The organism is Pseudomonas sp. F8002 (assembly GCF_013385495.1).
GTDB lineage: Bacteria > Pseudomonadota > Gammaproteobacteria > Pseudomonadales > Pseudomonadaceae > Aquipseudomonas.
The window spans coordinates 1-21,076 of record NZ_JACAPW010000013.1; the positions used below are offsets into that span (position 1 = coordinate 1).

Here is a 21,076-nt window from a genome sequence, read left to right on the forward strand (position 1 = left end):
CCTGGGCCAAGGATGGCCCATGACGGCGGCCCACGGTCCAAAGCCGGAGTGAGGGCACACCGAGCCTAGGCGAGGTGCCGAGTGGTGGGGCAAGAGCGTTTTGCTTACTTTTGCGCTGTTCAAAAGTGAGCCGCTGTAAGAGCGGAACCATAAGCAGCCGTTACCGCAGCAACGGATATGCACCCCAACCGCCCAAATCCCTCCCAAGATGGCAAGTTGAACTCCACTCAGGTTTACTACTCCCTGAGTAACCGTTCCACCGGCCCCAAACGCCGGTCATCAAGGCCACCGAATGGACAAATACACCCCCCACACCTGGCAGCCCCACGAGCGCCCGAGCCTGCCGGGCTCGCCGTCGACGCCGCTGCATTCCACCCGCAAGCGCTGGGCCTACGCCCTCGTCGGCGTACTCGTGGCAATCACCGGTGGCCTCGGCAATTCGCTGGTGATCGCCAACCTTGTGTACCTCCAGGGCGCCCTGGGCGCGACGACGGCCGAGATGGCCTGGCTCCCCGCCGCCTACGTCATGACCAACGTCTCCATGAACCTGCTGCTGGTAAAATTCCGTCAGCAATTCGGCCTGCGTGCGTTCACCGAAGTGTTCCTGGTGCTCTACGCCCTGGTCACCTTCGGCCACCTGTTCGTCAACGACCTCAGCTCGGCCATCGCCGTACGCGCGGCCCACGGCATGGTCGGCGCCGCCCTCAGTTCCCTGGGCCTTTACTACATGATCCAGGCCTTTCCCGCAAAGTGGCGGATGAAAGCCCTGGTGCTCGGCCTGGGCACCGCGCAATTGGCGTTGCCCCTGGCCCGACTGTTCTCCGAAGACCTGCTGCAAATCGCCGAATGGCGCGGCCTGTACCTGTTCGAACTGGGCATGGCGCTGACCTGCCTGGGCTGTGTGTTCCTGCTCAAGCTGCCACCGGGCGACCGCTTCAAGACCTTCGAAAAACTCGACTTCCTGACCTTCGCCATCCTCGCCACCGGCGTCGCCTTGCTCTGCGCGGTGCTGTCCCTGGGCCGTATCGACTGGTGGCTGGAAGCGCCGTGGATCGGTATCGCCTCGGCCTGCTCGCTGGTGCTGATCATGGCCGGCCTGGCCATCGAACATAACCGCTCGAACCCGTTGCTGATGACCCGTTGGCTGGGCAGCGGGGCGATGATTCGCCTGGCGTTGGCGGTGGTGCTGATTCGCATGGTGCTCTCGGAGCAGTCCACCGGCGCCGTGGGCTTCATGCAGATGCTGAACATGAGCAACGAGCAGATGCGTACGCTGTATTGGGTGATGCTGGCGGGGGCGATTGCCGGCCTGGCCGTGAGCGCGCTGACCATCAACCCCGCGCATTTGCTGATGCCGCTGATCATCTCCCTGGCCTTCATGGCAGTGGGCTCGGTGATGGATAGTTTCTCCAGCAACCTCACGCGTCCGCAAAACATGTACATCAGCCAGTTCCTGCTAGGCTTTGGCGGCACGTTCTTCCTCGGGCCGACCATGGTCCTGGGCACGAAGAACGTACTGACCAACCCCAGGAACCTGGTGAGTTTCTCGGTGCTGTTCGGGATCTGCCAGAACCTCGGCGGCCTCATCGGCGCGGCATTGCTCGGTACGTTCCAGATCGTGCGGGAAAAATTCCATTCCAGCATGATCGTCGAACACCTGACCTTGCTCGACCCGCGTGTGGCGGCGCGTGTTGCCAGCGGCGGCTCGGCCTATGGCGGGGTGATCGCCGACCCCGAGTTGCGCAACCTCATGGGCATTCGCAGCCTGGCCACGGCCGCCACCCGCGAGGCGAATGTGATGGCCTACAACGATGTGTTCATGCTGATCGCGATCATCGCCATACTCACCATGATCTGGATCTTTATCCGCAGCCTCTGGCTGATGAGTACCACTAAAGCTGCCGCCAGTGCAGCGCCTCCCGTTCAACCCAGCGGCGCACTTTCTTCATGACCGAACCGACCACGACCACCACCAACGCCATCGCTTCCACGCCGGAAGGCACCGCGCCGCCGAGCATGCCGGCCACCGAACCGCGCTCCTTGCGGGTGCGCATCATCTCTTCCATGGGCTTTGCCGCGATTGCGATTATCGGCGTGCTGATCGTGCTCTACGCCTGGCAGTTGCCGCCCTTCAGCAGCGCCGTGGAAACCACCGAAAACGCCCTGGTGCGCGGCCAGGTGACGATCATCGGGCCGCAGCTCAGCGGCTACGTGTATGAAGTGCCGGTGACGGACTTCCAGTACGTCAAGGCCGGGGATTTGCTGGTGCGCCTCGATGACCGTATCTACAAGCAGCGCCTTGATCAGGCCCAGGCGCAACTGGCGGTGCAGCAGGCGTCCCTGGCCAATGTGGTGCAGCAACGCAACAGCGCCGAGGCGACCATCAAGCTGCGCCAGGCGGCCTTGATGGACAGCCAGGCCCAGGCCCGCAAAAGCACCGCGGATTTGCGCCGCAATGAGGAGTTGATCAGCGATGGGTCGGTGTCCAAACGCGAGCTGGACGTGACCCGCGCCGCCAATGCGCAAACCATCGCGGCCGTGGCCCAGGCCCAGGCCAACCTGGAAATCGCCCGGCAGGATTTGCAGACAGTGATCGTCAATCGCGGTTCGCTGGAGGCGGCGGTGGCCAGTGCCGATGCGGCAGTGGAGCTGGCGCGTATCGACCTGTCGAACACCCGGATCATCGCCCCGCGTGACGGGCAACTGGGCCAGATTGGCGTGCGCCTCGGGGCCTACGTCAACAGCGGCGCGCAGTTGATGGCGCTGGTGCCGAACCAGCTGTGGGTGATCGCCAACATGAAAGAAACCCAGATGGACAACGTGCAGGTTGGCCAGCCGGTGACCTTTACCGTGGATGCCCTGGACCACCGCAAGTTTCACGGCACGGTGCAGCGCATTTCCCCGGCGACCGGGTCGGAGTTCAGCCTGTTGCAGGCGGACAATGCTACCGGCAACTTCGTCAAGATCGCCCAGCGGGTGCCGGTGCGGATTACCGTGGATCCGGGGCAGGAGCAGAGTGAACGGCTGCGACCGGGGTTGTCGGTGGTGGTGAGTATCGACACGGCGGGGCGCCTGAAAAACACCCCTCCCTAAGACACAATGGAGATCAAAAATGTGGGAGCGGGCTTGCTCGCGAATGCGGAGTGTCAGTCGCAGATGTGTTGACTGATCCACCGCATTCGTGAGCAAGCCCGCTCCCACATGGGTTTTGTGTTGTTAGAGGGTTGTGTATTGCAGGCTGAAACTGAGTTCTGCCGACTGGCCTTGTTCCAACAGCTTCAACCCCGGCCTACCCGGCAGGTGATGGGCATTCACCGGATGACTCACCGGCTCGAAGCAGAAAAAATCCAGCCCCGGCGGGCAATACAGCAGGTAGTAGTCGCTGCCGGTGGCCTGGCATTCCAGGGTGTAACCCAGGTCTGGCTGCTGGATGACGCAGCGCCCATCCCACGGGCAAAAGCCGTTGTCCACCAGTGTCTGGGGCAACGATTCTGGGTGTTGAAAATCCCACTCGGCGGGTACGGCAGCCAGCCCTGTCGGCAATTTCGCCGCATCACTCATCCATACCTGCGAAGCCTTGGCCTGCAATTGCGTGCCCGGCCTGCGGGGCAGATACGGATGCAATCCCAGCCCGTGCCACGCCGCTTTTTCCGCCAGATGGGTGACGCGCAAGGTGATGCTCAACTTGCCGCCCTTCAACTGAACCCGCTGCTCGGCGCGATACGCAAAGGGTGTGCTGCTGTCCAGTTGCAACACCACTTCGTCTGACGTCTGGCTGACCACCTGCCACACCTGTTGCCAGGCACTGCCATGAATTGGCAGCGGGTCCAGCGGGCTGTTGGGCTCAAGTCCCAACCACCCTGATGGGTTATCAAAGCCACCGTCGGCAACCCGGTTCGACCAGGGCGCCAGCGGGAAGCACGCAAGCTTCCCCGGCAGGCCGCTGGCCAGCGCCTGTTGATCGGTGTGGCGTAGCAACGGCTGGCCGCTGCTGCGTACTGTCCAGTTGACGATACTCCCGCCCAACGCTGGCGCCAGCGTCAGGTGGGTCAGGCTGTCTTCGAGTTCAAGCATCATGAGTGTCAGCAGACCTATTGAATGATGAATGCTTGTGTGGCGAGGGAGCTTGCTCCCGATGGGCTGCGGAGCGGCCCCAAAAAAAGCGGGAGCGCTTCGCACTCCAGCGGGAGCAAGCTCCCTCGCCACAGAAAGCTCCCTCTCCACACCAAGCTCCCTTGCCACAGCAGCTCCCTCTCCACAATAGCTCCCTCGCTACACGCAGTGTGGGGCTTATAACACCAACCCCGGCAACCACAACGACAACGCCGGAATGTAGGTCACGGCCATCAGCACCAAAAACAGCACGCCATAAAACGGCAGCAACGCCTTCACGGTCTTCTCGATGCTGACTTTGCCCACCGCCGCCCCCACAAACAACACCGCACCCACCGGCGGGGTGATCAGGCCGATCCCCAGGTTCACCAGCATGATCATGCCGAAGTGCACCGGGTCGACGCCAATCCCCAGGATCACCGGCAGCAAAATCGGCGTGAGGATCAAAATCAGCGGCGCCATGTCCATCACCGTGCCCAGCAACAGCAGCATGGCGTTGATGCACATCAGGATCACGTAGCGGTTGTCCGACAGGGTCAGGAACATCGTGGTGATCTTCGCCGGGATCTGCATCAGGGTCATGATGTAGCCGAAGCTGGCGGCGAACGCGATCAGGATCATCACGATGGAGATCGTGCGTACCGTGCGGTGCATCAGCTTGGGCAGCTCGCTCCATTTGTAGTCGCGGTAGATGAACATGGTCACGAAGAACGCCCACAACACCGCAATCGCCGCCGACTCGGTGGCGGTGAAGATGCCCGACAGAATCCCGCCAAGAATGATCACCATGGCCATCAGGCCCCACAGTGCATCGGCGCAGATTTTCAGTGCCTGTTTCAGGGGGATCACTTCGCCTTTGGGGTAGTTGCGCTTTTTCGCGAAGATCAGGCACAGCACCATCAGGCAGGCGCTCATCAGCAGGCCCGGGACCACGCCGGCCATGAACAGCGAGGCGATGGACACGGTGCCGCCAGCCGCCAGGGAGTAGAGCACCGAGTTGTGGCTGGGAGGCGTCAGCAAGGCTTGCACCGAGCCGCTCACGGTGACGGCGGTGGCGAATTCGCGCGGATAGCCCTGGCGTTCCATTTCCGGAATCAGCACCGAACCGACAGACGCCGTATCGGCCACCGACGAGCCGGAGATCGCGCCAAAAAACGTCGAGGCCATGATGTTCACCAGGGACAGGCCGCCGCGCACAAACCCCACCAGCACCCCGGCAAACGCCACCAGCCGGCGCGACATGCCGCCCTCGGCCATGATCGCCCCGGCCAGCACGAAGAACGGAATCGCCATCAGCGAAAACTTGTTCACCCCGCCGGCCACCTGAATCATCAGGGCCTGGAACGGAATGTCGATCCACCACGCGCCGATCAGCGCAGAAAGCCCCAGGGCGTAGGCCACCGGCATGCCAATCAGGATCAGGGCGATAAAGCTGCCCAACAGAATCAATGCGTCCATTCAGGCAGCCCCTTCACTTTCTTCAACCAGGTCGAAGCGCACGACCCGACGGTTGCTCTGGTCACCCAGCAGGAGTTTTTCCAGCACAAAAACCAGGGTCAGCAAGCCACCGATCGGGATCGGCATATAGGTGATGCCCACCCGCAAGGTCGGCATGGCGCTCATGAACTGGTTCCAGGTCGACAGGCACAATTTGCTGCCCCAGATCGTCATGAACAGGCAGATGGTTGCCATCAGCAATTGTGAGACGATGCCGACGATTCGGCGTTGGCCGGGCGGCAGGCGGTCGGTGACCATGGCCACCGACATGTGCGCCCCGGCGCGGTAACTGGCGGCGGCGCCGACAAAGGTGAACACCAGCATCAGCAGGATGGCGGTGGGCTCCGGCCAGCTGGAGCCGGTGCCGAGCACGTAGCGGGCGAAGATGCCCCAGGGAATGATCAGCGCGACGCCGAGAACGGCGAGGCCGGCGATCCAGATGCAGCTCATGTAAATGCGGTCGTTGATGCGCAGCAGTAAATTCTTCATGGCGTTCACCGTAACCGGGCGCGTCGATGCCGACCGCGCCGGGCCTTATCTATGAAGGGAAGGAGGGTTACTCGACGGCTTCGATGCGCTTGATCAGGTCGGCGTAGGGCGCGCCGTACTTGTCGCGGATCGAAGCGGTGGCCTCATAGAACGGTTTCTTGTCGATGTCGATGAACTCCACACCGGCGGCCTTGAGCTTGGCTTCACTGCTGGCAGACTTGGCGTCCCACAGCTCGCGCTCCTGGATCTGCGCGGCTTTGGCGGTGTTCTTCACCAGCACCTGTTGCTCGGGGGTGAGCTTGTTCCAGGTGATTTTCGACATCACGATGGGCTCGGGCAGAATCAGGTGGCCGGTCAGGCTGTAGAACTTGGCGTTCTGGTAGTGGTTGTGTTCCAGCAGGGTGGGCGGGTTGTTTTCCGCGCCGTCAATCACGCCGGTCTGCAGGGCGCTGAAGATCTCGCCGGTGTCCATGGCAATGCCGTTGCCGCCCATGGCGTTGATGGTTTCGATGAAGATCGGGTTGCCCTGCACGCGGATCTTCATGCCCTTGAGGTCTTCGATCTTGCGCACCGGTTTCTTGGTGTAGAGGTTGCGCGTGCCGCCGTCCATCCAGGCGAGCGCCACCAGGTTGAATTCGGAGTCGGTGATCTTGGCGAGGATTTCATCGCCGATCTCGCCGTCGATGACCTTGCGCATATGCACCTGGTCGCGGAACACGAACGGCATGTTGAACACGTTCACGTCCGGCACCACCGGGCCGACGATGCCGAGGCTGACCCGGGCCATCTGGATCGCGCCGACCTGGGCCTGTTCCACCACTTCCTTTTCCGAGCCCAGCACGCCGCCGGGGAACATCTTGAAGGTCAGGCCGCCGTTGCTTTGGGCCACCAGGGTTTTACCCAGCTGTTCTTCGGCGACGACGGTGGGGTAGCCGGCGGGGTGGATGTCGGCGAATTTGATTTCCAGCGCGTGGGCGGCACCGGCGAAGACGAAGGTGAAGGGGAGTGCGGCGAGGAGCAAAGTGCGTTTGAAGTCCATGGGGTGTCTCTCCAGTCTTGTTATTGTTTTATTCAAGGCACAGCGATGCAGCTAGAGGATGAAGGTGGGCTCCGGCAATCCGGTGACCCCGGGGTTGAGGGCAAACACGCCGCCGGCCAGCGACTGGGCACTGTGGTCGTCGCGGATCGAGGTGACGAACAGGGTGTCCAGGCGGCTGCCACCGAAGGCGCACATGGTGGGTTTTTTCACCGGCACGGCCAGTGAGCGGTCGAGACGGCCGTCGGGGGTAAAGCGGTGGACCAGCCCGGCATCGTTGGCGCAGATCCAGTAGCAACCTTCGGCATCCACGGCGGCTCCGTCGGGGCGGCCGAGGAACTGGTGCATATCCACAAACAGCCGCCGATTGGACGGCGTGCCGCTGTCGATGTCGTAGTCGAAGGCCCAGACCTGCTGGACCAACGGGTGCGAATCCGAGAGGTACATCGTGCGCCCGTCCGGGCTGAAGGCCAGGCCGTTGGGGGTGATGAAACCGTTGAGTGCGGTGTGAACCGCCCGGCCTGTTTCGTAGCGGTACAGTGCACCGTCGGCCGCATTCTCGGCCATGTTCAGCACCATGCTGCCGGCCCAGAACCGGCCCTGGCGATCACAGCGGCCATCGTTCAGGCGCATGTCCGGGCGGGCGTGCTCGACGCTGGCCAGGGGCGCAGTGTCGAGCCTGCCATCGTTGTGGGGCGTCAGCCGGAAAAACCCGGTTTGCATGCCCGCAACCCAATCGCCCGCCGAGGTGCGGGCGATGCAGGCGAGCATCTGCGGAGCTTTCCAGGCCTGCGCCTGGCCGCTGGTGGCGTTCCAGCGTTGCAGTTCGCCTGTGGGAATATCCACCCAGTACAGGGCGTTTTCCCCGGGTACCCACACCGGGCATTCACCCACGGCGTTGCGGGCGTCGACAATCAGTTCTGCTTGCATGGCCACTCATTCCCTTGGGTTGGTCTGTGGTCAGTCACCGAACGGGCCGGCGGCGCAAAACGCGCCACCCTGGTACACCCGCGCCGGGTCGTCGGCAGCGGGCATCGGCTGGGCTTCCACCTGTTTGCGGAATACTTCGGAAGAGTCCCGCGGGGTGAAGCCCAGGTGCGCGGCGAAGCGGTTGTCCCACCACACATCGAGGTTATCCGACATGCCGTAGACCACGGTATGCCCGACATTCGGTGTGTACAGCGAGCGTTCGAGCAGTTGGGTGAGGTCGTCGAAGCTCAGCCAGGTGTGCATCATCCGGCGGTTCTGGGGTTCCGGGAACGAGGAGCCGATGCGGATGCTGACGGTCTCGATGCCGTAGCGATCGAAGTAGAAACTGGCCATGTCCTCGCCGTAGGATTTGGACAGCCCGTAGTAACTGTCGGGGCGGCGCGGGGAGTGGGCGTCGAGGGCTTCGTCCTGCTTGTAGAAGCCGATCACGTGGTTGGAGCTGGCGAAGATGACGCGCTTGACCCCATGGCGACGCGCCGCTTCATAGATGTGGAAGATCCCGCAGATGTTCGCGCCCAGCACTTCCTCGAACGAGCGTTCCACCGATACGCCGCCGAAATGCAGGATCGCATCGACGCCTTCCACCAGTTGGTGCACGGCTTGTTTGTCGGAAAGATCGCAAGGCAATACTTCTTCGCTGTCGTCAGCGGCCGGGGCCATGTCGGCGATATCCGACAGGCGCAGTACCTTGGCGTAAGGACGCAGGCGTTCGCGCAAGACTTTGCCCAGGCCACCGGCGGCACCGGTGAGCAGCAAGCGGTTGAACGGGGTAGGGGCGGTTGTGGTGGTCATGGTGATCCCGTTATTGTTGTAGGTTGTCGTATGACTGATCCGAAGTATCCTTAGGGTTTCCTACACTTGTCAACGCACTATTGGTCGAAGTTGATAGAGGCTCATCGCTGTCCTGTGGCGAGGGAGCTTGCTGTGGCAAGAGGGCTTACTGTGGCGAGGGAGCTTGCTGTGGCGAGGGAGCTTGCTCCCGCTGGGCTGCGCAGCGGCCCCAAAATCTTGGGAGCGCTTCGCACTCCAGCGGGAGCAAGCTCCCTCGCCACAGCAATCTACCTCCCCACAGCAACCTCCCCCGCCACAAAAGCCTTTCCGGTTGTTTGTAAACCGCTATAACAACGACAGCGGGTAACTGATGAATATCCGGTTCTCATCAAACTCGTTGGTACTGAAATCCCGGCGCATCGTTGCGTTGCGCCAGCGCACATTCAGGTCCCGCAGTGGACCGCTTTGTACCGTGTAGGCCAGCTCCGACTCACGGCCCCACTCCTTGCCATTGGTGATCGCCCCGGTGTGCACGTTATCGCCACTGATGTAGCGGTTCATCATGGTCAACCCGGGAATGCCCATTACCACGAAGTTGAAGTCGTGCCGCACCTGCCAGGATTTTTCCTTGGCGTTGTCGTAGCTGGCGTTGTAGCTGTCGTTGGCCAGGGTGCCGCCGCTGGTGCCGTTGACCCGCATCCAGGCGCTGTCGCCGCTGAGTTTCTGCAGGCCGATATAGAAGCTGTTGCCTTTGTATTTGGCCGAGAGCAGGGCGAACGCGGTTTTGTTGTCGAGGTCGCCGGCCAGGGCCTTGCCGTCTTCCTTGCCGGTGAAGAACCCGAGGTTGGCGCCCAGCGTCCAGTCGCCCACGGGCTGGCTGTGGGTGAGGTTGAAATACTGTTGCTGGTAGATGTCACTGAGTTCGGCGTACCACACGCCAACCTGGGTGCGCTTGTCGTTGAAGGTGTATTCGCCGCCGCCGAAGTTGAAGCGGTCCGAGGTGAATGCGGCTTTGCCGTTGAGAAACATGTCATCCATGCTCGCGTCGTTGCGCGGGCTGTTGCCGCGAAACTGGCCGCCATACAAGGTCAGGCCGGCGATTTCCCTGGACGTTACCTGGCCGCCGCGGAACGTTTGCGGCAGTGAGCGGCCGTCATCCGAGCGCAGGATCGGCAGTACCGGCATCCATTCGCCGACTTTCAATTCGGTGTTCGACAGCTTGGTTTTCAGCGCCACGCCCAGGCGCCCGAAGTTATCGGCAGGGCGGCCATCGCTGCGGGTCGGCAGCAGTTGGGTGCCGGCGGTACCTTTGCCGCCGTCGAGTTTCTGCGAGTACAGGCCCAGCACGTCCAGGCCGAAACCGACGGTGCCTTGGGTGAAGCCGGACCTGGCATCGAGAATGAAGTTTTGCGTCCACTCCTCAGCCTTGCCCTGGGGGTAGGCGGGGTTGGTGAAGTTGCGGTTGAAGTAGGCGTTGCGCAGGTTGAGCGTGGCGGTGGCGTCATCGATGAAGCCTTCTGCCGAGGCGGTGGCGGGGAGGGTAAAGGCCAGGCTGCTCAAACCGATGGCGGCAAAACGGGTGGTGCCGGAGAAATGGCGGACGTGTTGGCTCACAGTGACGCTCCCTTGTCTTTTTGTTGTTTTTATTTTTTGTTATACGTTGTCGTACAACATTGAGGGCGATATTTGCGAGGTTTCAGGGGGATGTCAATCGAAAGTTATACGATGACTCCCTGCGTGAAAGGAGTCAGGGGGGAAGGAGTTATCCCGCTGCAACCATGGGCGGCAAGGTGCCAAGCAGCGAAACGGCGGCTACCGCTGAAACACCTAGTAACCATTCAATCATCACGCTGGCCTTCAAGGCAGGCAGCCGCTGCTCACAGTTGTGAATCCGCAGGCGGTTCAGCAGCGCCAGGGCGAGCATGCCGAACACCAGCAGCACCTTGATCAACAGGATCAGGGCGAACCCTGTGAACAAGGGCGTCGGCCAGAACTGCCCGGTGAGCACCCGCACGTTGATCAATCCGGTCACCAGCAGCCCTGTCACCAGGCCATAACCGATGCCACTGAAGCGCTTGAGGATCGGTTCCAACGGATAGCGGGGCGATTGCCTGAGGATCAACACCAGCAGGAGCAGGCCGCCCAGCCAGGCACCGACACACACCAGGTGCACCACCTGATTGAGGATCAGCAACTGTCCGGCCATGCCATTGAGCATGGCGCCATGGCCCACCGGTGCCAGTGTCGCCAGCAGCAATGCACAGAGCGGCAGGCGCAACTCCTTCCACGGCGTCATCAGGCCCAGAACCAGCAGCACGTTCAGTAGCAAGTGCCAGGTCCAGACCTGGCCGAAGAAGGTTTTGCCCAGCACCAACTGCACGGTCGACCATTCCAGCGCGCCCAGCCCGACACCGGCCATGCTCGCGCTGATCAACAGCAGCCACGCCACCCCCGACACCAATGCCAGCCACGCCAACCCTTGGGTGATGCGCGACAGTTGGCGGTCCAGCACCGGTTGCGGTCCCGCGCCCAGCAGCCAGGGCCTGAACACACAGGCCCCGAACATCAACAGCACGACGATGAAATGCAGGAAACGGCACAGCACCAGCAGGGTGGCCATGGATTATTGGCCGACCTTGAAGCTGTATTCACCGTTGCTCTTGTGGGTATCCACCGAGACCGCGTTCCACACCACTTTGTAGGTGCCGGCGGCCAAGGGTGCGGCCGGTGTCACCACCAATACTTTCTTGTCGGCGTCCGGGGTTTCCAGGCCCTTGATCGCGACTTCGGTGCCGTCCTTGCTCAGGGATACCTTGGTGAAGGTCGCTTCAACGCCTTCGCTGAACGTCAGGCGCAGGTCCTTGGGCGCGGCGACGCTGCTGTCGGCGGCAGGCTCCGAGCTTTTCAGGTGGGCGTGGGCAAACGCGGCCGAGGCGCCCAGCAGGGAAGCGAGCAGGGCAACGGTGGTGAGGGTCTTCTTGATCAACATTGTTCAATACCTTCAGGTGAGAGTCAGTCGTTCGGTAGTGCCATGTGCAACAAGGGGAAGGGCTTGCCTTCGCCATCGACGGGCGAGCGGCCGGTCTGGATAAAACCATAGTGCAGGTAGAAACCCACGGCCTGTGGATTCTGCTCGTTCACGTCGACCCGCAGGGTGTCGTGGCGGGCGCGGACGAAGTCCAGCAACTGGCGACCGATGCCCTGGCCGCGTCGGTTCGGGTCGATAAACAGCATCTCGACATTATTGCCGCCGGTGCCGACGAAGCCGCCAATGCCTTGGGTATCTTCGTACACCCACACTTCAAGTGCGGGCATCGGCAGGTAGCAGTCGCGTACCAGGGGCAGCAGGCGCTGGATGTCGTCTTCGCTGAGAAAGTCATGGGTGGCGCGCACCGAGCGTTCCCACAGTGCACCCAGCACCGGGTCGTCGCACGCGCTTCGCTGTCGAATAGTCATGGGGGATGATCCTTCGAGGGGATGGCGATGCTAACCAATCCGCTATCGACGGGGAAGGTTCTTGTACGAAGTTTCACAGTGGCGTGTCGCCGCGATCTAGAGCGGATGGTAGTCTTGAACCCATGTTGTTGTCAGGGAGCCCTTATGGGCAATCACAAGATCGGTATTCGTCGGGTCAACGTCGAAAAGATTCTGCTGGCGGCTGAAAAGGTCTTCGCCGAGAAGGGCTATGGCAGCACCGCCATGGCCGACATCGCTGAAGAAGTGCAACTGCCGCGCTCCAACCTGCATTACTACTTCAGTACCAAGAGCGAGCTGTACAGCGCGGTGTTGTTCGACCTGCTGGAGGTGTGGAAGCAGGACGCCTTGTGCTTCGAGATGTTCGACGACCCGCGGGTGGTGCTCAGTAGCTACATCCGCGCCAAGATGCAACATTCCCGCAGCCGGCCTTATGGTTCGAAAGTCTGGGCGAATGAAATCATCCACGGCGCGCCAACCCTGGGGGAGGCGCTGGATGTGAGCCTGTATGACTGGGCCAAGATGAAGGAAGCGAAGATTCGCCAGTGGGTGGAGGACAAGCGGATTTTGCCGGTGGAGCCGTCGAGCCTGCTGTATATGATCTGGGCGTCGACCCAGCACTATGCCGACTTTGATCATCAGGTGAAGATCCTGAATGACCATCAGCCGTTGTCGGACATGCAGTTTGAGCGGGCGGTGCAGACGGTGACGAGTGTGATCCTGCGGGGGATCGGGTTGGAGCCCTAGATCGTTCCCACGCTCCGCGTGGGAGTGCCGCCCTGGACGCTCTGCGTCCGCTCTTAAGGTCGTGACGCGGAGCGTCAACGGATGCATTCCCACGCGGAGCGTGGGAACGATCATTCAGGCTACACCGCCTCGCGGTAGGGGTTCCTCGGATCCTGCGTCCAGTTCAAAAACGGCTTCCCGGTATCCACCGGCACCATCTCGATACAGTCCGCCACCGGGCAGGTGATCTGGCACAGGTTGCACCCCACGCACTCATCATCGATCACCTCGTATTTATGCGTCCCATCCGCCTGCTTCAAGCTGGCAATCGCCTGGTGCGACGTGTCTTCACAGGCAATATGGCAACGCCCACAGCCAATACATGCCGCCTGGTCAATTTTGGCGATCACCTGGTAATTGATATCCAGGTACTTCCAATCCGTCGTATTGCCCACCGCCCGCCCGGAAAATTCCTGCAGGCTGCTGTAACCCTGGCTGTCCATCCACCGCGACAGCCCGTCCTTCATTTCTTCGACAATCCGAAACCCATGCAGCATCGCCGCCGTGCACACCTGCACCGCGCCGCAGCCCAGCGCGACGAATTCCGCTGCATCGCGCCAGTTGCCAATCCCGCCAATCCCGCAGATCGGCAAGCCTTGTGTCTGTGGGTCCCGGGCAATCTCCGCCACCATGTTCAGCGCAATCGGTTTCACCGCCGAGCCGCAGTAACCCCCGTGGGTGCTTTGGGTGCCGACCATCGGCAGGGCGACCATGCGCTCCAGGTCGACACTGGTGATTGAGTTGATGGTGTTGATCAGCGACACCGCATCCGCGCCCCCGCGATACGCTGCCCGCGCCGCCACGCGAATGTCGGTGATGTTCGGCGTGAGCTTGACGATCACCGGCAGCGAGCAATAGGTCTTGCACCAGCGCGTCACCTGTTCCACATACTCCGGCACCTGGCCCACCGCCGCGCCCATGCCGCGTTCCGGCATGCCGTGGGGGCAGCCGAAGTTCAGCTCGATGCCGTCGCAGCCGGTGGCTTCCACCAGTGGCAGGATGTGTTTCCACGACTCCTCAACACACGGCACCATCAATGACACGATCAGAGCGCGGTCCGGCCAGTCCTTTTTCACCTGAGTGATTTCCCGCAGGTTGATCTCCAGGGAGCGGTCGGTAATCAGCTCGATATTGTTGATGCCGAGCACTTCACGGTTGGCGCCAAAGTGCGCCGAGTAGCGCGATGAGACGTTGACCGCTGCCGGGTCTTCGCCGAGGGTTTTCCAGACCACTCCGCCCCAGCCTGCTTCAAAGGCGCGGACCACGTTGTAGGCCTTGTCGGTAGGCGGCGCGGAGGCCAGCCAGAACGGATTGGGGGCTTTGATACCGGCGAATACAATCGAGAGATCGGCCATTACGCAGCCTCCACATTCAGCATGAGTTGAGCGTGCATGGCTTGCGCGGCCAGCTTGCCGTGTTGCACGGCCTGGACGGTGAGGTCCTGGCCGAGGCTGACGCAATCGCCGCCGGCGTACACACCGGGGATGCTGGTGCGCAGCTGTTCGTTGACGAAGATACGATCGCCCTGGCGTTGCAGTTGGTGGGCCAGCGGGTCGTGCAGCGCCTCGTCGTCGAAGCCTTGGCCGATGGCCTTGAAGATCGCGTCGGCGGCCAGTTCGAAGGTCTCGCCGGTGGCTTGCAGGCGGCCATCGACCATGCGTGTACGGGCGAAACGCATGCCGCGCACATGGCCCTGGTCGTCGAGCAACACTTCTTCGGGCTGGGCCCAGGTCAGCAGGCGTACCTGGTTGGCCTTGGCGATGTCCTGCTCATGGCCGGTGGCGCCCATTTCAGCCAGGCCACGGCGATACACCAGGTTGACGTCACGGGCACCGAGGCGGGCCATTTGCACCGCCATGTCGATGGCCGTGTTGCCGGCGCCGAGCACGATGCAACGGTCGGCCAGGGGCAGTTGACTGAGGTCGTCGGCCTGGCGCAGTTCACGGATGTAGTCGGTGGCGGCGAGCAGGCCGGGGGCGTCTTCGTGTGGCAGGCCGAGCTGTTTGCTGGCAGCCAGGCCAAGGCCGAGGAACACTGCATCGAACTGCTGGTGCAGTTCGCTCAAGGTCAGGTTGTCGCCCAGGCGCTGGCCGTGACGGATCTCGATGCCGCCAATTTGCAGGAGGAAATCCAGTTCCTTTTGCGCGAAGTCATCCACCAGCTTGTATTTGGCGATCCCGTATTCATTCAGGCCGCCGGCTTTTTCCCGGGCTTCGAAAATCACCACGTCATGGCCGTGCAAGGCGCTGCGATGGGCGCAGGACAACCCCGCAGGCCCGGCGCCGACCACCGCGATGCGTTTGCCAGTGGGCGCGGCGCGCTGGAACGGGTGTTCGCTGAAGTGCGCGTTGTCCACCGCGTAGCGCTGCAACAGGCCGATCAGCACCGGGGCGCATTCCTCGGCGTTGTTGCGCACGCAGGCTTGCTGGCAGAGGATTTCCGTCGGGCAGACCCGGGCGCAACTGCCGCCGAGGATATTCGCCGAGAGAATCTTCTGCGCGGCGCCCTGGACGTTCTCCGTGTGGATATTGCGGATGAACGACGGGATATCGATCTCGCTGGGGCACGCGTTGACGCACGGCGCGTCGTAGCAGTAGAGGCAGCGCGAGGCTTCCAGTTGGGCTTGCCGGGCATTGAGCGGCGGCGCCAGGTCGGTGAAATGCGCGGCGAGGGCCGCCGCATCTTCATGGGGGTGGGGAAGATGGTTCAGGGTCTGGATCACGGTATTGGCCTCACGGTTTTTGAGGTGCTGCCTCTGGTGGGCAGTGGTTTTTTTTGTTGCCTGTACCGGCCTCATCGCGAGCAAGCCCGCTCCCACATTCGACTGCATTTATCCTGTTGGAATGGGGGCGAATGTGGGAGCGGGCTTGCTCGCGAATGGCGGCCTCAGCGTTTCACAGCAACCGGCCTGGAACGCTCCGCCCGCTTGCTCAACTGCTCAAACACCGGCGGATACGTCGGCCGTTCGATATACCGACCCGCACCCCGTTCGGCGCGCAAATCCCCATCCGCCCAGACCAGCTTGCCCTGGCTGATGGTATGGCTCGGCACGCCGCGCACGGTCTTGCCTTCGAAGATGTTGAAGTCGACTTTCTGGTGGTGAGTCTTCGCGGAAATGGTCCGTGTGCCTTGCGGGTCCCACAGCACCAGGTCAGCGTCGGCCCCTACGCGGATCGCTCCTTTGCGTGGATACAGGTTGAAGATCTTCGCGGTGTTGGTAGACGTCAGCGCAACGAATTCCTGCATCGACAAGCGCCCAGTGTTCACGCCCTCATCCCACAACAGCGCCATGCGGTCTTCGATACCGGCAGTGCCATTGGGAATCTTGCTGAAGTCATCCCGCCCGGCGGCTTTTTGCTCGGCGCAGAAGCAGCAATGGTCGGTGGCGGTGGTGTGCAGGTTGCCCGATTGCAGGCCATGCCACAGTGCCTCCTGATGCCCGCGCGGGCGGAAGGGCGGGCTCATCACATAGCCGGCGGCGGTCTGCCAGTCGGGGTGTTGATACACGCTGTCGTCCAGCAGCAGATGCCCGGCCAATACTTCGCCGTACACCGGCTGGCCCTTGCTGCGGGCGTAGGTGATTTCATCCAGCGCTTCCTTGGTGGACACGTGCACCAGGTACAGCGGCGTGCCGATGGTTTCGGCAATCCTGATCGCCCGGCTGGCGGCTTCACCTTCCACCTGCGAAGGCCGCGACAACGGATGCGCTTCAGGCCCGGTAATGCCCTGGGCCATCAGCTTGCGTTGCAGGTGATACACCAGCTCGCCGTTTTCGGCATGCACCGTCGGTACCGCACCCAGTTCCAGGCAGCGTTCGAAGCTCGCCACCAAGGTGTCGTCGGCGGCCATGATTGCGTTCTTGTACGCCATGAAATGCTTGAAGCTGTTGATGCCGTGTTGGCTCACCAGCTCGGCCATTTCCTCGCGGACCTGTTCGCTCCACCACGTAATGGCGACGTGAAAGCCGTAGTCGGACGCCGACTTCTCGGCCCAGCCGCGCCACTGATGGAAGGCTTCCAGCAGGGATTGCTGCGGGTTGGGAATCACGAAGTCGATGATCGACGTGGTGCCGCCCGCCAACCCGGCGGCCGTGCCACTGAAAAAATCTTCACTGGCCACGGTGCCCATGAAGGGCAACTGCATATGGGTATGGGGGTCGATGCCGCCGGGCATCAGGTATTGACCGCTGCCGTCGAGTATCTCGGTGCCGGCGGGAATATCCAGATCAGTGCCAATGGCGCGGATTAGACCGTCTGCGCATAAAACATCGGCTCGGTAACTTTCATCATGGGTAATAACGGTAGCGCCACGGATCAACAGCGACATGTCGAGTTCCTCACAGGCTTGACCGGCTTGTGCCAGTTCTAAGTGTTGTCATGCATCGCGCCGCTGGAAAATTAATTCCTGTCAGCGGTGACAGGAATAGAAACTAGCCCGAGTTTTTCGAATGAGCAAGAATATTTTTTATAAGCTTATATCTTTATTAAGTAATTGAATTTTAAAGATAAAAAATCAAAATCACCAAAATGTAGCGGCCTCTCACCATTTTGACGCACTTGACAGGTTCACAATATGAGCAACATTTCCTATTGCAAATCAGACGCTTGAGACATGCCTCTTGACGGGGCCGGTAAATAAAAATAATTGTGTTGCACCAGATTGAGTCCTGAGGGTTCGGACAACTTCTGCGTTAGTTGGCCTGAGTAACGCTGAAAGTAACGAGGGGCTCTTCGGTCGAGACAATAAAGCTGATAAACATCAGCAAGTTATACAAGCGGTGCGGGCAGGTTGACGGTTTACGGCACGGTTATTGAGTGCGGTGGCGGTTGGCCGGGTCCCGGATGTCATGTTGTCAACGAGGTACTCCGGCCATCCCGTGCACGTCACGGGGTGAGCAAAAATAATTCGAAAAAACCGTGGAGCGGCCATGCAACAGAACAGATCGCAAGTCATTGAGCGCAACGGCCTGTACGAACTCGACGCCGGCCCCGACGTCCTCGACAGCCCCCGCTACAACCACGACATGGCACCGACCAAGGTGCGCGAACGCACCTGGAACAAGTGGCATATCACCGCGCTGTGGATCGGCATGTCGGTGTGTGTGCCGACCTACACCCTGGGCGGCGTGCTCACCGCGTACTTCGGGTTGTCGGTGGGCGAGGCGCTGATGGCGATCCTGCTGGCCAATATCGTGGTGCTGATCCCGCTGACCCTCAACGCCTTCCCCGGTACCAAGTACGGCATCCCGTTTCCGGTGTTGCTGCGCTCGTCCTTCGGCGTGCTCGGCTCCAACGTACCGTGCCTGATCCGCGCGTTGGTGGCGTGTGGCTGGTTCGGCATCCAGACGATGTTTGGCGGCCTGGCGATCCACCTGTTCCTGGGGTCGATTTTCGAGGGTTGGAAATCCCTTGGCGGCACCGGTGAAGTGATCGGCTTCATGATCTTCTGGACCCTGAACCTGTGGGTGGTATTGCGTGGCGCCGAGTCGATCAAATGGCTGGAAACCCTGTCGGCACCGCTGCTGGTGGCGGTGGGTATCGGGCTGCTGGTGTGGGCGCTGCCGAATGTGTCGCTGACCGAGTTGATGGCCATCCCGCCCAAGCGTCCCGAAGGCGCGAGCCTCACCGGCTACTTCATGGCAGGCCTGACGGCGATGGTGGGTTTCTGGGCCACCTTGTCATTGAACATCCCCGACTTCAGCCGCTACGCCAAGAGTCAGAAAGACCAGATCCTCGGGCAGATTTTCGGCCTGCCGCTGACCATGTTCCTGTTCGCCGCCCTCGGCGTGATCATGACCGCCGCCTCGGTAAAACTGGTGGGCGTCAGCGTCTCCGATCCGGTGACCCTGATCGGCCATATCCAGAGCCCGGTGTGGGTAGCCGTGGCCATGGCGCTGATCATCATCGCCACCTTGTCCACCAACACCGCAGCGAACATCGTCTCACCCACCAACGACTTCCAGAACATCGCGCCCAAGCTGATCAACCGCACCACGGCGGTGGTGCTCACCGGCCTGGTGGGCCTGGCGTTGATGGCCCATGAGCTGCTGAAAAAGCTCGGGCTGATCATCTCCGACGTGAGCCTGGAAACCGTCTATTCCAACTGGTTGCTGGGTTACTCAAGCCTCTTGGGGCCGATCGCCGGGATCATGGTGGTGGACTATTTCATCATCAAGAAACAGCAACTGGACCTCGCCGGTTTGTATCGTGATGACGTGTACCCGGCGTGGAACTGGCATGGCTTCCTGGCGTTTGGCGTGCCGGTGGTGCTGACGTTGCTGTCCCTGGGCAGCGATGCGTTCAGCTGGTTCTACAGCTATGGCTGGTTCACCGGCTCGGCGCTCGGTGGCCTGTTGTATTACGCCCTCTGCATGAAACGCGGGGCTCGTGTGGTCGCGGTGAAAACACCGCTTTAATCGATGTGGAATGCAATCAAATGTGGGAGCGGGCTTGCTCGCGAATACGGTGTGCCAGTCGCCAGATGTGTTAGCTGAATCACCGCCTTCGCGAGCAAGCCCGCTCCCACATTTTTGATCGCAGTCCTCCAGTGAGAGTCTGGTCAAATTCATAAGAACTACTGCCTGAGGAGATCCCCATGAACGCTGCCATAGACGTTCTGCAATCCACCCATCAGCACATCAACCGCGATCGTCTGTGGCTGTCCCTGATGGAACTCGCCAAGCTTGGCGCCACCCCCAAGGGCGGCGTCTGCCGCCTGGCCCTGACCGACCTCGATCGCCAGGCCCGCGACCTGTTTGTGAAGTGGTGCGAGGAAGCGGGCTGTACCGTGACCATCGATGGTGTCGGCAATATCTTCGCCCGCCGGCCGGGGCGCAATCCCCAGTTGCCGCCGGTGATGACCGGCAGCCATATCGACACCCAGCCCACCGGCGGCAAGTTTGATGGCTGTTTTGGTGTGCTGGCGGGCGTTGAGGTATTGCGCACCCTCAATGACCTGAAGGTGGAAACCGAAGCGCCGCTGGAAGTGGTGGTGTGGACCAACGAAGAAGGCTCGCGCTTTCCTCCATGCATGATGGGCTCCGGGGTGTTTGCCGAGAAATTCACCCTGGCCGACACGCTGGCCAAGACGGATGCCGATGGCGTGACCGTGGGCGATGCGCTGAATGCCATTGGGTATGCCGGATCACGCCCGGTGAGCGGGCACAAGGTGGGCGCATATTTCGAAGCACATATCGAGCAAGGTCCGATTCTTGAGGATGAAAAGAAAACCATCGGTGTGGTGCTGGGCGCCCTTGGCCAGAAATGGTTCGACCTGAAACTGCGGGGTGTCGAGGCGCATGCCGGGCCGACCCCGATGCACCTGCGCAAGGATGCCCTGGTCGGTGCCGCGGCCGTGGTGGCTGCAGTTAACGCGGCGGCGTTGGGTCATCAGCCTCACGCCTGCGGCACCGTCGGCTGCCTGCAAGCGTATCCGGGCTCACGCAACGTCATTCCTGGCGAAGTGCGCATGACCCTGGACTTCCGCCATCTGGAACCGGCGCGGCTGGATTCGATGATTGCCCAGGTGCGCAAGGTGATCGACGAGACCTGCGCCAAGCACGGCCTCACATTCGAGATGACACCCACCGCTGACTTCCCGCCGCTGTACTTCGACAAAGGCTGCGTGGATGCCGTGCGTGATGCGGCCAATGGGTTGGGGTTGTCGAACATGGATATCGTGAGCGGGGCAGGGCATGACGCGATTTTCGTCGCGGAACTGGGGCCCGCGGGGATGATCTTTGTGCCGTGTGAAGGTGGCATCAGCCATAACGAAATCGAGAACGCGGCGCCGGATGATTTGGCGGCGGGGTGTGCGGTGTTGCTGAGGGCGATGGTGGCAGCTTCGGTGGCAATCGCCAGCGGCAAACTGGCTGCCTGAGTCGACAGGCTTCACTCCTCTCAAATGTGGGAGCCGGGCTTG

General features: G+C 61.5%; 18 protein-coding genes. 5 read left to right on the plus strand and 13 right to left on the minus strand.

Annotated features, from left to right (window positions below; genetic code table 11):
* Positions 1 to 292 precede the first annotated feature (292 nt).
* Together HX811_RS10945 and HX811_RS10950 are read left to right on the plus strand one after the other, a co-directional pair.
* Positions 293 to 1,951 carry an MFS transporter gene (locus HX811_RS10945; protein WP_003207803.1) on the plus strand — a complete coding sequence of 553 codons (1,659 nt, stop codon included), beginning with the start codon at positions 293 to 295 and terminating at the stop codon, positions 1,949 to 1,951.
* On the plus strand, positions 1,948 to 3,093 hold the full coding sequence (locus HX811_RS10950) for an HlyD family secretion protein (protein WP_003207807.1): 1,146 nt from the start codon (positions 1,948 to 1,950) through the stop codon (positions 3,091 to 3,093). The genes HX811_RS10945 and HX811_RS10950 overlap by 4 nt, the downstream gene beginning before the upstream one ends.
* 123 nt (positions 3,094 to 3,216) lie before the next feature.
* Here HX811_RS10950 and HX811_RS10955 read toward each other — a convergent pair whose 3' ends face one another.
* The 10 genes from HX811_RS10955 to HX811_RS11000 all read right to left on the minus strand — a co-directional run bounded on the left by HX811_RS10955 (position 3,217) and on the right by HX811_RS11000 (position 12,352).
* The gene (locus HX811_RS10955) at positions 3,217 to 4,077 is read right to left on the minus strand and encodes an aldose 1-epimerase (RefSeq protein WP_177045906.1); all 861 of its coding nucleotides are present in this window, start codon (positions 4,075 to 4,077) and stop codon (positions 3,217 to 3,219) included.
* A 213-nt stretch (positions 4,078 to 4,290) separates the two neighbouring features.
* Entirely contained in the window at positions 4,291 to 5,571 is a 1,281-nt protein-coding gene (locus HX811_RS10960) for a TRAP transporter large permease (protein ID WP_003207810.1), read from the minus strand.
* Positions 5,572 to 6,099 carry a TRAP transporter small permease gene (locus HX811_RS10965; protein ID WP_003207813.1) on the minus strand — a complete coding sequence of 176 codons (528 nt, stop codon included), beginning with the start codon at positions 6,097 to 6,099 and terminating at the stop codon, positions 5,572 to 5,574.
* Between the two features lie 67 nt (positions 6,100 to 6,166).
* Positions 6,167 to 7,138: a TRAP transporter substrate-binding protein gene (locus HX811_RS10970; RefSeq protein ID WP_177045908.1), complete on the minus strand. Its 972-nt coding sequence runs from the start codon at positions 7,136 to 7,138 to the stop codon at positions 6,167 to 6,169.
* 51 nt (positions 7,139 to 7,189) lie between these two features.
* Complete coding sequence (locus HX811_RS10975) at positions 7,190 to 8,065, minus strand: SMP-30/gluconolactonase/LRE family protein (RefSeq protein WP_003207816.1); 876 nt, start codon at positions 8,063 to 8,065, stop codon at positions 7,190 to 7,192.
* 30 nt (positions 8,066 to 8,095) lie between these two features.
* The gene (locus HX811_RS10980) at positions 8,096 to 8,917 is read right to left on the minus strand and encodes an NAD(P)-dependent oxidoreductase (RefSeq protein WP_003207819.1); all 822 of its coding nucleotides are present in this window, start codon (positions 8,915 to 8,917) and stop codon (positions 8,096 to 8,098) included.
* A gap of 324 nt (positions 8,918 to 9,241) precedes the next feature.
* On the minus strand, positions 9,242 to 10,510 hold the full coding sequence (locus HX811_RS10985; protein ID WP_177045910.1) for an OprD family porin: 1,269 nt from the start codon (positions 10,508 to 10,510) through the stop codon (positions 9,242 to 9,244).
* Positions 10,511 to 10,658: 148 nt separating this feature from the next.
* A complete protein-coding gene (gene copD / locus HX811_RS10990; RefSeq protein ID WP_177045912.1) occupies positions 10,659 to 11,516 on the minus strand; it encodes a copper homeostasis membrane protein CopD in 858 nt (285 codons plus the stop codon).
* Between the two features lie 3 nt (positions 11,517 to 11,519).
* Positions 11,520 to 11,885, minus strand: a complete 366-nt coding sequence (gene copC, locus HX811_RS10995; protein WP_003207825.1) for a copper homeostasis periplasmic binding protein CopC — start codon at positions 11,883 to 11,885, stop codon at positions 11,520 to 11,522.
* Between the two features lie 23 nt (positions 11,886 to 11,908).
* A complete protein-coding gene (locus tag HX811_RS11000) occupies positions 11,909 to 12,352 on the minus strand; it encodes a GNAT family N-acetyltransferase (RefSeq protein WP_003207827.1) in 444 nt (147 codons plus the stop codon).
* A 144-nt stretch (positions 12,353 to 12,496) separates the two neighbouring features.
* Here HX811_RS11000 and HX811_RS11005 point away from each other — a divergent pair, with 144 nt between their 5' ends.
* Positions 12,497 to 13,117 carry a TetR/AcrR family transcriptional regulator gene (locus tag HX811_RS11005; RefSeq protein ID WP_003207828.1) on the plus strand — a complete coding sequence of 207 codons (621 nt, stop codon included), beginning with the start codon at positions 12,497 to 12,499 and terminating at the stop codon, positions 13,115 to 13,117.
* A 119-nt stretch (positions 13,118 to 13,236) separates the two neighbouring features.
* Here HX811_RS11005 and preA read toward each other — a convergent pair whose 3' ends face one another.
* The 3 genes from preA to hydA form a co-directional block, all read right to left on the minus strand.
* Positions 13,237 to 14,511: an NAD-dependent dihydropyrimidine dehydrogenase subunit PreA gene (gene preA / locus HX811_RS11010; protein ID WP_003207829.1), complete on the minus strand. Its 1,275-nt coding sequence runs from the start codon at positions 14,509 to 14,511 to the stop codon at positions 13,237 to 13,239.
* Entirely contained in the window at positions 14,511 to 15,878 is a 1,368-nt protein-coding gene (locus HX811_RS11015) for an NAD(P)-dependent oxidoreductase (RefSeq protein ID WP_087694481.1), read from the minus strand. The genes preA and HX811_RS11015 overlap by 1 nt, the downstream gene beginning before the upstream one ends.
* A 164-nt stretch (positions 15,879 to 16,042) precedes the next feature.
* Positions 16,043 to 17,482, minus strand: coding sequence for a dihydropyrimidinase (hydA, locus tag HX811_RS11020; protein WP_003207833.1), 1,440 nt, complete (start codon positions 17,480 to 17,482; stop codon positions 16,043 to 16,045).
* Positions 17,483 to 18,083: 601 nt separating this feature from the next.
* Here hydA and HX811_RS11025 point away from each other — a divergent pair.
* Both HX811_RS11025 and HX811_RS11030 read left to right on the plus strand, forming a co-directional pair.
* The gene (locus tag HX811_RS11025; RefSeq protein WP_003207834.1) at positions 18,084 to 19,571 is read left to right on the plus strand and encodes an NCS1 family nucleobase:cation symporter-1; all 1,488 of its coding nucleotides are present in this window, start codon (positions 18,084 to 18,086) and stop codon (positions 19,569 to 19,571) included.
* Positions 19,572 to 19,750: 179 nt separating this feature from the next.
* Positions 19,751 to 21,034, plus strand: a complete 1,284-nt coding sequence (locus tag HX811_RS11030; protein WP_087693198.1) for a Zn-dependent hydrolase — start codon at positions 19,751 to 19,753, stop codon at positions 21,032 to 21,034.
* The last annotated feature ends 42 nt before the right edge of the window (positions 21,035 to 21,076 follow it).